Here is a 13,856-nt window from a genome sequence, read left to right as displayed (position 1 = left end):
GTTTTTGGTGCAGTGCTCACACAGATTGTCTGATGAAATAAAGAAAAGAAGAGACGGGACGGAATAGGCTTGTAGCTCAGGTGGTTAGAGCGCACCCCTGATAAGGGTGAGGTCGGTGGTTCAAGTCCACTCAGGCCTACCAACTTTTCCGGACACCTCGATGGGGCTATAGCTCAGCTGGGAGAGCGCCTGCCTTGCACGCAGGAGGTCAGCGGTTCGATCCCGCTTAGCTCCACCATCCTCTTCTGATTTATAATCATTTCCGAACACATGCAAAGCCGTGTGTTGTGAAATGTAAGCTCTTTAACAATCTGGAACAAGCTGAAAATTTGAAACAGCCCGTGACGATGAATTCATCAGCACGGGTGAGTCTCTCAGACCCGTCAATCCGAAGACACCTTCGGGTTGTCAGGTTAAGCGACTAAGCGTACACGGTGGATGCCTAGGCAGTCAGAGGCGATGAAGGACGTGCTAATCTGCGAAAAGCGCCGGTGAGCTGATATGAAGCGCTGTCAGCCGGCGATGTCCGAATGGGGAAACCCGGTGCAATCCGTTGCACCATCATTAACTGAATTCATAGGTTAATGAGGCGAACCGGGGGAACTGAAACATCTCAGTACCCCGAGGAAAAGAAATCAACCGAGATTCCCCCAGTAGCGGCGAGCGAACGGGGAGGAGCCCAGAGCCATCAGCATGACACGCCTCAGGAGAACGGTCTGGAAAGGCCGGCAGTAAAGGGTGAAAGCCCCGTATCCGAAGTGGTGTGTTGTGTGAGCTCGAAGAGTAGGGCGGGACACGTGATATCCTGTCTGAACATGGGGGGACCATCCTCCAAGGCTAAATACTCCTGACTGACCGATAGTGAACCAGTACCGTGAGGGAAAGGCGAAAAGAACCCCGGCGAGGGGAGTGAAAGAGAACCTGAAACCGTGTACGTACAAGCAGTGGGAGCCCTGATTTATCAGGGTGACTGCGTACCTTTTGTATAATGGGTCAGCGACTTATATTCTGTAGCAAGGTTAACCGTATAGGGGAGCCGCAGGGAAACCGAGTCTTAACTGGGCGTTAAGTTGCAGGGTATAGACCCGAAACCCGGTGATCTAGCCATGGGCAGGTTGAAGGTTGGGTAACACTAACTGGAGGACCGAACCGACTAATGTTGAAAAATTAGCGGATGACTTGTGGCTGGGGGTGAAAGGCCAATCAAACCGGGAGATAGCTGGTTCTCCCCGAAAGCTATTTAGGTAGCGCCTCGTGAAGTCATCTTCGGGGGTAGAGCACTGTTTCGGCTAGGGGGTCATCCCGACTTACCAACCCGATGCAAACTGCGAATACCGAAGAATGTTATCACGGGAGACACACGGCGGGTGCTAACGTCCGTCGTGAAGAGGGAAACAACCCAGACCGCCAGCTAAGGTCCCCAAGTCATGGTTAAGTGGGAAACGAAGTGGGAAGGCTCAGACAGCCAGGATGTTGGCTTAGAAGCAGCCATCATTTAAAGAAAGCGTAATAGCTCACTGGTCGAGTCGGCCTGCGCGGAAGATGTAACGGGGCTAAACCATGCACCGAAGCTGCGGCAGCGACACGAATGTGTTGCTGGGTAGGGGAGCGTTCTGTAAGCCGTTGAAGGTGAACTGTGAGGTTTGCTGGAGGTATCAGAAGTGCGAATGCTGACATAAGTAACGATAAAGCGGGTGAAAAACCCGCTCGCCGGAAGACCAAGGGTTCCTGTCCAACGTTAATCGGGGCAGGGTGAGTCGACCCCTAAGGCGAGGCTGAAAAGCGTAGTCGATGGGAAACAGGTTAATATTCCTGTACGGGCAATAATTGCGACGGGGGGACGGAGAAGGCTAGGCAATCCGGGCGACGGTCGTCCCGGTTTAAGTGTGTAGGTGGGATAATCAGGCAAATCCGGTTATCCACAGCACTGAGGCACGATGACGAGGCACTACGGTGCTGAAGTTGCTGATGCCCCGCTTCCAGGAAAAGCCCCTAAGCTTCAGATTAGTGCTCATCGTACCCCAAACCGACACAGGTGGTCAGGTAGAGAATACTCAGGCGCTTGAGAGAACTCGGGTGAAGGAACTAGGCAAAATGGTGCCGTAACTTCGGGAGAAGGCACGCTGGCGTTAGGTGAAGGACCGAGCGTCCGGAGCTGAGGCCAGTCGCAGATACCAGCTGGCTGCAACTGTTTAATAAAAACACAGCACTGTGCAAACACGAAAGTGGACGTATACGGTGTGACGCCTGCCCGGTGCTGGAAGGTTAATTGATGGGGTTATCGCCTGGCGAGAAGCTCCTGATCGAAGCCCCAGTAAACGGCGGCCGTAACTATAACGGTCCTAAGGTAGCGAAATTCCTTGTCGGGTAAGTTCCGACCTGCACGAATGGCGTAATGATGGCCAGGCTGTCTCCACCCGAGACTCAGTGAAATTGAACTCGCTGTGAAGATGCAGTGTACCCGCGGCAAGACGGAAAGACCCCGTGAACCTTTACTATAGCTTGACACTGAACCTTGAGCCTTGATGTGTAGGATAGGTGGGAGGCTGTGAAGTGCAGACGCCAGTCTGCACGGAGCCATCCTTGAAATACCACCCTTGAATGTTTGATGTTCTAACGCCGGCCCGTTATCCGGGTTGCGGACAGTGTCTGGTGGGTAGTTTGACTGGGGCGGTCTCCTCCCAAAGCGTAACGGAGGAGCACGAAGGTTGGCTAATCCTGGTCGGACATCAGGAGGTTAGTGCAATGGCATAAGCCAGCTTGACTGCGAGAGTGACAGCTCGAGCAGGTGCGAAAGCAGGTCATAGTGATCCGGTGGTTCTGAATGGAAGGGCCATCGCTCAACGGATAAAAGGTACTCCGGGGATAACAGGCTGATACCGCCCAAGAGTTCATATCGACGGCGGTGTTTGGCACCTCGATGTCGGCTCATCACATCCTGGGGTTGAAGTAGGTCCCAAGGGTATGGCTGTTCGCCATTTAAAGTGGTACGCGAGCTGGGTTTAGAACGTCGTGAGACAGTTCGGTCCCTATCTGCCGTGGGCGCTGGAAGATTGCAAGGGGCTGCTCCTAGTACGAGAGGACCGGAGTGGACGCACCACTGGTGTTCGGGTTGTCATGCCAATGGCATTGCCCGGTAGCTAAGTGCGGAAGAGATAACCGCTGAAAGCATCTAAGCGGGAAACTTGCCTTAAGATGAGTCTTCCCTTACTCCTTTGAGGGTACTGAAGGACCGTCCGAGACGAGGACGTGGATAGGCCGGGTGTGTAAGCGTTGCGAGACGTTGAGCTAACCGGTACTAATGAGCCGTGCGGCTTAACCTGACAACACCGAAGGTGTTTTGGGGATTTGAGAGGGTTTCAGAGTGAAAAACAGCTTGTTCGGGATTGAAGACAGAATTTGTCTGGCGGCAACAGCGCGGTGGGACCACCTGAACCCATGCCGAACTCAGCAGTGAAACGCCGTAGCGCCGATGGTAGTGTGGGGTCTCCCCATGTGAGAGTAGGACACTGCCAGACATTGATTAAAAAACGTGTTGCCGGCCCAAAAGGCAGCACAGAGAAAGAAATTCGGTGGTGCGGTAGTTCAGTTGGTTAGAATACCGGCCTGTCACGCCGGGGGTCGCGGGTTCGAGTCCCGTCCGCACCGCCACCGTATTTAGAAAAAGCCCTGAGAGGTATCTCTCAGGGCTTTTTCTATTGCCTATATTCTTATCAATGATTTTAAATTCGTATTTTTCATATATACACGATAAACTTCAAGTTGCAATCCGCAAGACGACGCGAGGCCTTATATTTCCCCGCGCAGCGGGGAAATATAACACGCATCTTGAAGTTGGATTGGTATATAGTTACACAACCATGTTGGTTTTTTAAGCGCTAGAGATTGAAATCAATTACCAAAATGTCATATTAATGGAGATAAAGGTGTTGAAGTAAGCTGGGGGAAACTTGATTAGGAATAGTCAGTTAAGAAAAAGTTGGGCGAGAAAAGATTACGCTCAAAAAAATTTCGCCATGAGATATGTTGCTGGACGGCCTGTGGAACGGGTTTTTCCTACTTCTAGGCAATTACTTGAGGATGCGTCGCTACCACGAGGGAAACCGCTCCTTGAGCATGATAGTGAGCTTTCTGTCGCCATCTGGAATATCTACAAACAACAACGGCCATCATGGCAACATGTTTTGGCTTCTTTGATTGAGAAAAGTGACCTTGTCTTACTGCAAGAAGCACAAACGACCCCAGCCTTATTGAAATTCGTGACGGAGAGCGGTTTGGTCGCCGATCAGGTTCCTGCATTTGCTATTCCTCAACACCCATCAGGTGTGATGACATTGTCCTCGTCTTCACCCGTTTATTGCTGTCCACTGCGTGAAAAAGAACCGATATTTAGACTATCTAAATCGTCATTAATTACAATTTATCCATTGCCAGATAAACGCCAGCTAATGGTAATAAACGTGCACGCCATTAACTTTAGCCTTGGTGTTGATGTTTATAGTCGACAATTAAATAACATTGGTATTCATATAAACTTACACAATGGCCCCGTCATTTTTGCAGGAGATTTTAATGCATGGAGTCGGCAGAGGTTAAAAATATTAGAACGTTTTGCCCACCGTATGCATTTGAAAGAAGTCTATTTTGATGATGATCATAGAACGATTGTTTTTGGCAAACCGCTGGATTTTGTTTTTTATCGTGAATTAAAAGTTTCCCGTGCAGCAGTTGTAATGACCGGTGCTTCTGATCATAACCCATTGATGGTGAACTTCTCTTTATGATGATTTCTCTGTGCGATGATAACTGATGGATAAAGCGATTATCTGATCTTGCAAAGAAAAGAGAAAAAAGCGCCGGAGATTACCGACGCTTTTTTAGACATACTTAAGTCGTTTACTGGTTAGAAGCGCGTTTTGCTGATAGGTTCTTCTTCACACCGAAGAAATAGGCTAGAGTCAGAATAAATACCCAACCTAGACCAACATATAGCGCGTCTCTTGTTTGTTCAAAATAGCCCAGCAATACGATGATACTGACCATGAAGATGAGTGCGGTTGCAGGAGCGACAGGCCACATTGGGATTGGAAATTTCAATGTCTTGACTTCTTCTGCGCTCATTTGGCGACGCATGGCAATTTGCGAGATTAAAATCATCAACCATACCCAAACGGTTGCAAATGTGGCAACAGAAGCAATAAGAATGAAGATCTCTTCGGGGATCAGATAATTTAGCACTACGCCAAGTAACAGAACCGCAGTCATGACAAGAACCGTCATCCAGGGCACACCATTACGAGTTAATTTTTTAAATGATTCGGGAGCTTGTCCTTCTTGCGCCATACCATACATCATCCTGCCGGCACCAAAAATATCACTATTGATAGCGGAAATCGCAGCGGTAATCACGACCACATTTAAAATATTTGCGGCTGAATTCATGCCTAAATTGGAAAAGATCTGTACAAATGGGCTTCCATCCTGACCAATTTGATTCCATGGATAGATACTCATCAGGATACACAGAGTCAAAACATAGAAGATCAAGATACGAAACGGGACAGCATTAATTGCCTGAGGGATCGTTTTTTCTGGATTTTTTGCTTCACTGGCAGTGATACCAATGACTTCGATGCCACCAAAAGCGAACATAACAATGGCGAATGAAGCTATCACCCCACTGATACCATTTGGCATAAAACCGCCATGCTCCCATAAATTGGACAGACCGGTTGCATGCTCAGTTACTTGTCCGAAACCGTAAAACATAATGGCAAGGCCGCCGATAATCATGGCAATAATGGCAGTGACTTTAATGATTGAAAGCCAAAACTCCATTTCACCAAAGATTTTTACGTGACATAGATTCAAGGCACCAATAAAACATACAATCCCTAAAACCCAAATCCACTGATCAACATGTGGGAACCAGAGCTTCATATACGTGCCGAATGCAGTAACGTCAGCCAGGCAAACAAACAGCATTTCAAGAATATAGATCCAGCCAGTTAAAAAACCGGCCAAAGGTCCCAGATAATGGCTGGCATATTGCGAAAAAGAACCAGAAACAGGATGGTGAACGGCCATTTCGCCAAGTGCTCTCATCACAATAAATACGGCAGCTCCACCGAGTAAATAGGCCAACAATACCGCGGGGCCAGCTTGCTGTATTGCTGCTGCTGAGCCATAAAACAGCCCCGTGCCTATTGCAGAGCCTAAAGCCATAAAGCGGATGTGCCGCACGCTTAGACCCTGTTTAAGCTGATTTTCATTATTTTGCATTCGTTATTCCCATCTATCCTTTCAGCCTGAGAGTATTTAGGCATACGATGCTCTGTCTGGCATGAGATGCCAGCAAAAGCAACCTGGTACAATACCATAAAGATGGATGTTCGCGGGATAGATATCTGTAATAATAAGGGCAGTTTATTAAAACCAGAGTTTTTTTATGATTTACCCAATAAATGAAATCTTCCAAACTTTACAGGGAGAAGGCGTGTTTACCGGTGTACCTTCGGTTTTCATTCGATTGCAAGGATGTCCGGTAGGGTGCAGTTGGTGCGATACCAAACATACGTGGGAAAAAGAGGCTGATAAACAGCAGCCGATGGAAAATATTTTGCTGAAATCGCAAGACAGCGATCTGTGGGGCGTTGCCACTGCAAGACAATTGCTGAACATATTCACTCACCAAGGTTATAGCGCGAAACATATTGTCATTACCGGGGGAGAACCGTGCTTATATGACTTGCGTCCTTTGACTGAAACACTGGAAACTGAAGGCTATCAATGTCAGCTAGAGACGAGCGGTACACACGCGATTCAGTGCTCTGATAAAACGTGGGTGACGGTTTCTCCGAAAGTGAAAATGCGCGGAGGCTATCAGGTCTTGCCTGAGGCTATGAAACGCGCTAATGAAATTAAGCATCCTGTCGGGCGGCAGCGCGATATTGAAGCATTGGATGAATTATTGACTATGCTTGATGGAAACCCTACTCCGGTTATTGCTTTACAGCCGATCAGCCAGAAAGAAGATGCTACTCGCCTGTGCATCGAAACGTGCATTGCCCGTAATTGGCGTTTTTCGATGCAGACCCATAAATACTTAAATATCGCTTAAATCTCATTCAGCACCAGGCTCTGGTGCTGAATCCTTATTCTCCCCGATAGATACAACCTGCGCTACAAGTCTCTTTAACCATAACAGCACTGAGTTGAGGCAACGTCGGTTTTAACTTTTCCCAAATCCACGTGGCCAACACTTCGCTGGTTGGATTTTCAAGCCCGGGAATCTCATTGAGATAGTGGTGATCGAGCTGTTCCCAGACAGGTTTAAAGGCAGCTTTGACATCGGCAAAATCCATGAGCCAGCCACTAAGCGGATCGACGTCTCCGGTGACCTCCAGCCGTACCATAAATGAATGCCCATGCAAACGCCCACATTTGTGCCCTTCCGGTACGTGTGGAAGGTGATGTGCTGCTTCGAATTGAAAATCTTTAAAGATGGTTGTACTCATTGTGCTTTCCCCTGATTTCAAAAGGTCGGCTATTCTACCTGAACTTTGCGAGCTTAACGTGATTTTTCTGGAAGTAAAAAGCACAACGCTTAACGGCTTTATTGATATATTAAATCTGTAAATAAAGTTAGGCGTTTTGGTTATGAGATATTGCGATCCTTTCTTTAAATACAGCTCCTATTCTGGGATAACCTTAATCAATTCATGTTGATGGCTGGATTGATTCCTACGTTTTTTACAACATGGATACTGGCTATAGCAAAAGGCACTGGGACAATGACCGCAAAACCACCTTCAATCGCATTACTACCTGTTTCTCCAGAGCAATTATCACGCTTGCAATCTGCAATTAGCGATTTTTCTCCCCATCAATTAGCCTGGTTGTCTGGCTATTTTTGGGGAATGGTGAATCATCAGCCACAAACTGGGGCAGAGACACCAGTCGTTTCTGCACAGGAAACAGTGACTTTGCTCTCCGCATCGCAAACAGGCAACGCCCGTCGCTTGGCTGAACAACTAAGAGATTCACTATTAGCGGGAAATATCAATGTAAACTTAATTAATGCGGGTGACTATAAATTTAAGCAAATTTCCCGGGAACGTGTATTGATTGTTATTGCTTCAACGCAAGGTGAAGGCGAACCTGCCGAAGAAGCCGTAGCACTCCATAAGTATCTCTATGCCAAAAAAAGCGCCATCAATGAAAGAGACGGTATATGCCGTATTTGGCCTTGGGGATACGTCGTATGAAAACTTCTGTCAGGCAGGGAAAGATTTTGACCGTCGTCTGCATGAGCTTGGTGCTCAACGCCTACTGGATCGTGTTGATGCTGATGTGGAATATCAAGAACAAGCTATTCAATGGCGTCAGCAAATTACGGATATCTTAAAGCAGCGCTTGTCAGTACAAGCAAATACTGTCACGCCGCCTGCCACTTCATCTATTATTTCAGCGCAGGTTCAGGAAACCCAAACATATACCAAAGAAAGCCCTCTAACGGCTTCCCTGTTGACTAACCAGAAAATAACGGGACGTGGTTCTGACAAAGATGTTCGCCATATTGAAATTGATTTAGGGGATTCAGGACTGCGCTATCAACCAGGGGATGCACTTGGCGTTTGGTTTGAAAACGATCCGGCTTTAGTGGATGAATTAATAGCCCTGCTTTGGTTGGAAGGTTCAGAACAGGTCAATGTGCATGGAAAATCACTTCCATTGCGTGAGGCGCTGATTAGCCATATAGAGTTGACCCAAAATACCGGTGTGATTGTTGGGAAATATGCAGCGTTGGCAAAAGATGAAAAACTGTTATCGCTCGCCGCTAATAAACAAGCATTGCAGCAATACGCTCAGACAACACCTATTGTCGATATGGTCAGGGCTGCGGCTTCACACCCAGAGGCCCAACAATTTATTGATTTATTGCGCCCACTGACCCCACGTCTCTATTCCATCTCCTCTTCACAATCTGAAGTGGAAAACGAAGTCCACATTACCGTGGGAGTCGTTCGTTATGACATTGAAAGGCGTGCCCGTACAGGTGGAGCGTCGGGTTATCTGGCGGATCGTTTGCAGGAAGATGACAACATCCGCGTGTTTATCGAACAGAACGACAATTTCCGTTTACCGGTCGATCCTAATACCCCCATCATCATGATTGGACCGGGAACGGGGGTTGCTCCGTTTAGGGCATTTTTGCAGCATCGTGACCGTCAGGGAGCTGAAGGTAAAAACTGGCTGTTTTTTGGTAACCCGCATTTTATTGAAGATTTTCTTTATCAGGTTGAATTCCAGCGCTATGTGAAAGAGGGCTTATTGACCCGCATTGATTTGGCATGGTCAAGGGATCAGCAGCATAAAATCTATGTACAAGACAAACTGCGTGAACAGGGAGGCGAAGTCTGGCGCTGGATTCAGGATGGTGCCCATCTGTATGTCTGTGGCGATGCGAGTCGCATGGCAAAAGATGTAGAACAAGCCCTATTGGACATCATTTCACAACATAGTGGCATGGATGCTGAACAGGCTGATGAATTCTTGAGTGAATTGCGCCTTGAGCGCCGTTATCAGAGAGATGTTTACTAATATGAGCAATGTGAGCAAAGAAAAAACAGGTACTTTGATCGTTGAAGGCAAACTTGCAGACAGTGAACGCATGAAGTTAGACAGCAATTATCTGCGAGGAACGATTAGCGAAGATTTAAAAAATGGGCTGACAGGCGGATTTGAAGGGGATAATTTCCTCCTTATCCGCTTTCATGGTATGTATCAGCAAGATGACCGTGATATCCGGGCAGAACGGGCAGAACAGAAACTCGAACCACGCCATGCCATGATGTTGCGTTGTCGCCTGCCGGGAGGGATTATTACTCCAAAACAGTGGCTGGGCATTGATCGGTTTGCGACAGAAAATACGCTGTATGGCAGCATCCGGTTGACCAACCGCCAGACGTTCCAGTTTCATGGGATTTTAAAAAATAATCTCAAACCCGCACACCAATTATTGGCACTAATGGGGTTGGATTCGCTGGCTACCGCCAACGACGTCAATCGTAACGTATTGTGTACATCCAATCCGGTGCAATCTGCTTTACACCAACACGCTTACGAGTGGGCAAAAAAGATATCGGAACATCTGCTGCCTCGTACCAATGCATATGCTGAAATCTGGTTGGATAAAGAAAAAATTGCAACAACCGATGAAGAACCGATTCTTGGTACTACTTATCTGCCCCGTAAATTCAAAACATCGGTGGTGATCCCGCCTCAAAATGACGTGGATCTCCATGCCAACGATATGAACTTTGTCGCCATTGCGGAAAAGGATCAATTAATTGGCTTTAACGTATTGGTGGGTGGGGGATTAGCCATGACCCACGGTGACAAAAAAACCTTTCCACGGCTGGCGAGTGAATTTGGTTTTATTGCACAAGAGCACACACTGGCCATTGCAGAGGCGATAGTGACCACCCAACGTGATTGGGGTAACCGGACTGACCGTAAAAATGCCAAAACTAAATATACCCTTGAACGTGTGGGGATCGAAACCTTCAAACAAGAGGTTGAAAAACGTGCTGGCGTGAAATTTGAAGCCATTCGCCCCTATAAATTCACTGGCCGGGGTGATCAAATGGGTTGGTTAAAAGGTATTGATGATCAATGGCATCTGACCTTATTTATTGAAAATGGCCGTTTATTGGATTATCCCAACCAGCCATTAAAAACAGGGATTGCAGAAATTGCGAAAATCCATAAAGGCGATTTTCGTCTGACGGCCAACCAAAACCTGATTGTGGCAGGGGTGCCTGAGAGTGAAAAATCGCGGATTGAAGACATTGCCCGTGCTCATGGTTTAATTGACAATAGCGTGACAACCTTGCGTCACCACGCTATGGCCTGTGTTTCATTTCCTACCTGCCCATTAGCGATGGCCGAAGCAGAACGTTTCTTGCCGACTTTTGTCGATTATGTTGATGCGTTAATGAAAAAGCATGGTGTGGACAATGAAGAGATCATAGTGCGCGTTACAGGCTGTCCGAATGGGTGTGGCAGGGCGATGCTGGCAGAAATTGGGCTGGTGGGTAAAGCGCTTGATCGTTACAACCTGCATCTTGGTGGAAATCGTATCGGTGATCGCATTCCCCGCATGTACAGGGAAAATATCACATCAGCCGAGATCCTTGAGATACTGGATGAATTAATTGGTCGTTGGGCATCAGGGCGTCATGTCGGTGAATGTTTCGGTGATTTTCTGATCCGCGCTGATATCGTCAAACCAGTATTGAATTCAGCTGTCGATTTTTATGATTGGCAGGAGGCGGTATGAACCGATTGAATTTATCGGAGCGGGTGGCACTGGCTCCAGAGCAGCAAACCCCGTCATTGGCAGAAATCAATCAACAGCTGGAGGTGCTGGATGCCCGTGAACGGGTGAGATGGGCATTGGAACATCTGTCTGGCGAATTTGTGCTTTCCTCTAGTTTTGGTATTCAGGCGGCAGTTTGTTTGCACCTTGTGACGCGGGAGTATCCTGATATTCCCGTGGTTCTTACCGATACGGGATACTTATTTCCTGAAACTTATCAATTTATCGATAAATTGACTGAAAAACTCAACCTGAACTTGAAGGTTTTTCGTGCAGAGCATTCTCCGGCGTGGCAAGAATCACGTTATGGCAAATTATGGGAACAGGGAATAGAAGGGATTGAACGTTATAACCAAATCAACAAAGTTGAGCCGATGGATCGTGCATTAGCATCTCTGCAAGCACAAAGCTGGTTTGCGGGGTTGCGTCGCCAGCAATCAGAAAGCCGGGCCAACTTACCTGTGCTAGCAATTCAACGGGGAGTTTTTAAAATCCTGCCTATAATTGATTGGGATAATCGCCAGGTACATCAATACCTGACAAAGCATGGCCTTGAATACCATCCATTCTGGGAGCAGGGTTATCTTTCTGTCGGGGATACGCATACCACCCAAAAATGGGAACCCGGTATGAGTGAAGAACAAACCCGTTTTTTCGGCCTGAAACGTGAGTGTGGTTTACATGAAAGTTAAATTAACCTCAGCTTCGCTTGAGCAGTCGGGCTAAACGGAGAGTTGGTGCAAATAATTCAAGTAGGGTTAAATAAAGGTGAAGTGCGTAATGCACTGGCGCAGGCAGTCTTCATGCATCGTTTGGGCGAAATAAGCGATCGCAGGCTGGAAAACCTGAGTGACTGCGCTGGTGGGCTACCGCTGCTTTTTTAGCTTATGCGATTCAGGAACAAATAATTACTTTTTGTCATTTCATAACCTGATCACAGCCTCATATATTCATCTTCTGGTCATCATAATAATTAAGAGCTATATCCTTTGTGACTTGAAATCCAGAGGATAGAACTTGAACAGGCTCTAACGCGGGATGGTATCGTGGATTATTTACCTTTATTTATTGAGCTTAAAGCCCGATCTGTACTGCTGGTTGGGGGGGAGAAATCGCCTCTCGTAAAGCAGACTTATTACTTCGTACTGGTGCAGCGTTAACGGTTGTTGCGCCTGAGCTACATGCAGAACTGCAACAACGTCATCAAAGAGGAGAATTCGAGTGGTTACAGGAAACGTTTAAAACAGAATATCTTGATAGCGTATTTTTAGTGATCGCCGCTACAGACGATAACATCTTAAATCAACATATTTTTGCCGAAGCCAATCAGCGCGCTATCTTGACCAACGTTGTGGATAACCAACCGCTCTGTTCGGCCATTTTCCCATCAATTATTGATCGCTCCCCGATTATCGTGGCGATCTCATCGGCTGGAAAATCTCCGGTATTAACCCGATTATTGCGAGAAAAGCTGGAGTCTTTGCTCCCATTTAGCCTTGGTGCGATGGCAAATATCGCGGGGCGCTGGCGCGAGCGCGTGAAAAAACATCTCACCACCCTACGTCAACGGCGCCATTTTTGGGAAAAGGCGTTTAATGGGCGTTTTGCCACACTGATCGCCAATGGGCAATTACAGCAAGCAGAAGAACAACTTGAACAGCAGTTAGCACAAGGTGATGCTCATTCCCAGGGAGAACTTGCGCTGGTAGGCGCTGGGCCAGGTGATCCGGGATTATTGACTCTAAAAGGCCTACAGGTGATCCAGCAGGCTGACGTCATTCTTTATGACCATTTAGTGAGTGCAGAAATTCTGGAGTTAGTTCGCCGTGATGCAGACAAAATCTGTGTTGGAAAAAGAGCGGGTGATCACTCCGTGGCGCAAGAAGAAATCAACCGACTTATCATCAAATTAGCGAATCAGGGGAAAAAAGTAGTTCGCTTAAAGGGAGGAGATCCCTTTATTTTTGGCCGTGGTGGAGAGGAATTACAGATTGCCGCAGCCGCAGGAATTCCTTTTCACGTCGTGCCCGGTATTACGGCAGCAGTGGGCGCTTCTGCTTACGCAGGTATCCCATTAACCCACAGAGAACACGCACAAAGCGTCACTTTTATTACCGGACATTGCCGTGAAAATGGCGATGAATTGAATTGGCCTGTACTTGCGCGGGGCAATCAAACATTAGCTATTTATATGGGGATCATGAAAGCCGCCTTGATCAGCCAACAGCTGATTTCGCATGGTCGGGATAGCCATACCCCCGTTGCCGTGATTGGTTGTGGCACTCGTCCAGAACAGCAAGTATTGACCGGAACCTTATCCGAATTGGAACGATTGGCACAAGAAGCACCATCACCCGCCTTGCTGGTAATAGGCGAGGTGGCTCAACTCCACCATCAAATAGGCTGGTTTGAGCGCGGAAACGCGGCTGATCAAGTAAATCGCCCCGCTGTGATTGATTTAGTATAAGGAGTG

General features: G+C 47.4%; 6 protein-coding genes, 3 tRNA genes, 2 rRNA genes and 3 pseudogenes. 12 read left to right on the top strand and 2 right to left on the bottom strand.

What is annotated here, in order from left to right:
* Positions 1-65: 65 nt before the first annotated feature.
* The 6 genes from PXH59_RS11650 (at position 66) to PXH59_RS11625 (ending at position 4,784) form a co-directional block, all read left to right on the top strand.
* Positions 66-142 (top strand) — tRNA-Ile (locus tag PXH59_RS11650).
* A gap of 20 nt (positions 143-162) precedes the next feature.
* Positions 163-238 (top strand) — tRNA-Ala (locus PXH59_RS11645).
* A gap of 173 nt (positions 239-411) precedes the next feature.
* Positions 412-3,323: ribosomal RNA gene (locus PXH59_RS11640) — 23S ribosomal RNA — on the top strand.
* A gap of 79 nt (positions 3,324-3,402) precedes the next feature.
* Positions 3,403-3,518 (top strand): 5S ribosomal RNA (rrf, locus tag PXH59_RS11635).
* A 56-nt stretch (positions 3,519-3,574) separates the two neighbouring features.
* A tRNA-Asp gene (locus PXH59_RS11630) sits at positions 3,575-3,651 on the top strand.
* A 299-nt stretch (positions 3,652-3,950) separates the two neighbouring features.
* Positions 3,951-4,784, top strand: coding sequence for an endonuclease/exonuclease/phosphatase family protein (locus PXH59_RS11625; protein ID WP_434223317.1), 834 nt, complete (start codon positions 3,951-3,953; stop codon positions 4,782-4,784).
* 112 nt (positions 4,785-4,896) lie between these two features.
* Here the strand turns inward: PXH59_RS11625 and PXH59_RS11620 are convergent, their stop codons facing one another.
* Entirely contained in the window at positions 4,897-6,282 is a 1,386-nt protein-coding gene (locus tag PXH59_RS11620) for an amino acid permease (RefSeq protein WP_285808459.1), read from the bottom strand.
* Positions 6,283-6,448: 166 nt separating this feature from the next.
* Here PXH59_RS11620 and queE point away from each other — a divergent pair, with 166 nt between their 5' ends.
* On the top strand, positions 6,449-7,120 hold the full coding sequence (queE, locus tag PXH59_RS11615; protein WP_285808456.1) for a 7-carboxy-7-deazaguanine synthase QueE: 672 nt from the start codon (positions 6,449-6,451) through the stop codon (positions 7,118-7,120).
* A gap of 34 nt (positions 7,121-7,154) precedes the next feature.
* Here queE and queD read toward each other — a convergent pair whose 3' ends face one another.
* Positions 7,155-7,517 carry a 6-carboxytetrahydropterin synthase QueD gene (gene queD, locus PXH59_RS11610; RefSeq protein WP_047769203.1) on the bottom strand — a complete coding sequence of 121 codons (363 nt, stop codon included), beginning with the start codon at positions 7,515-7,517 and terminating at the stop codon, positions 7,155-7,157.
* Positions 7,518-7,793: 276 nt separating this feature from the next.
* Here queD and cysJ point away from each other — a divergent pair.
* The 5 genes and pseudogenes from cysJ (at position 7,794) to cysG (ending at position 13,850) form a co-directional block, all read left to right on the top strand.
* Positions 7,794-9,603: pseudogene (gene cysJ, locus PXH59_RS11605) on the top strand (NADPH-dependent assimilatory sulfite reductase flavoprotein subunit).
* Between the two features lies 1 nt (position 9,604).
* Positions 9,605-11,344, top strand: coding sequence for an assimilatory sulfite reductase (NADPH) hemoprotein subunit (gene cysI / locus PXH59_RS11600; RefSeq protein ID WP_285808454.1), 1,740 nt, complete (start codon positions 9,605-9,607; stop codon positions 11,342-11,344).
* Positions 11,341-12,075: a phosphoadenylyl-sulfate reductase gene (locus tag PXH59_RS11595; RefSeq protein ID WP_285808452.1), complete on the top strand. Its 735-nt coding sequence runs from the start codon at positions 11,341-11,343 to the stop codon at positions 12,073-12,075. Before cysI ends, PXH59_RS11595 begins: the two co-directional genes overlap by 4 nt.
* 42 nt (positions 12,076-12,117) lie before the next feature.
* Positions 12,118-12,261: pseudogene (locus PXH59_RS11590) on the top strand (Tn3 family transposase); the annotation flags it as partial.
* 168 nt (positions 12,262-12,429) lie between these two features.
* Positions 12,430-13,850, top strand: a pseudogene (cysG, locus tag PXH59_RS11585) (siroheme synthase CysG).
* Positions 13,851-13,856 lie beyond the last annotated feature (6 nt).

This window comes from Xenorhabdus bakwenae, assembly GCF_030272115.1.
Lineage (GTDB): Bacteria > Pseudomonadota > Gammaproteobacteria > Enterobacterales > Enterobacteriaceae > Xenorhabdus > Xenorhabdus bakwenae.
This window is presented reverse-complemented; position numbering and strand designations above follow the sequence as displayed.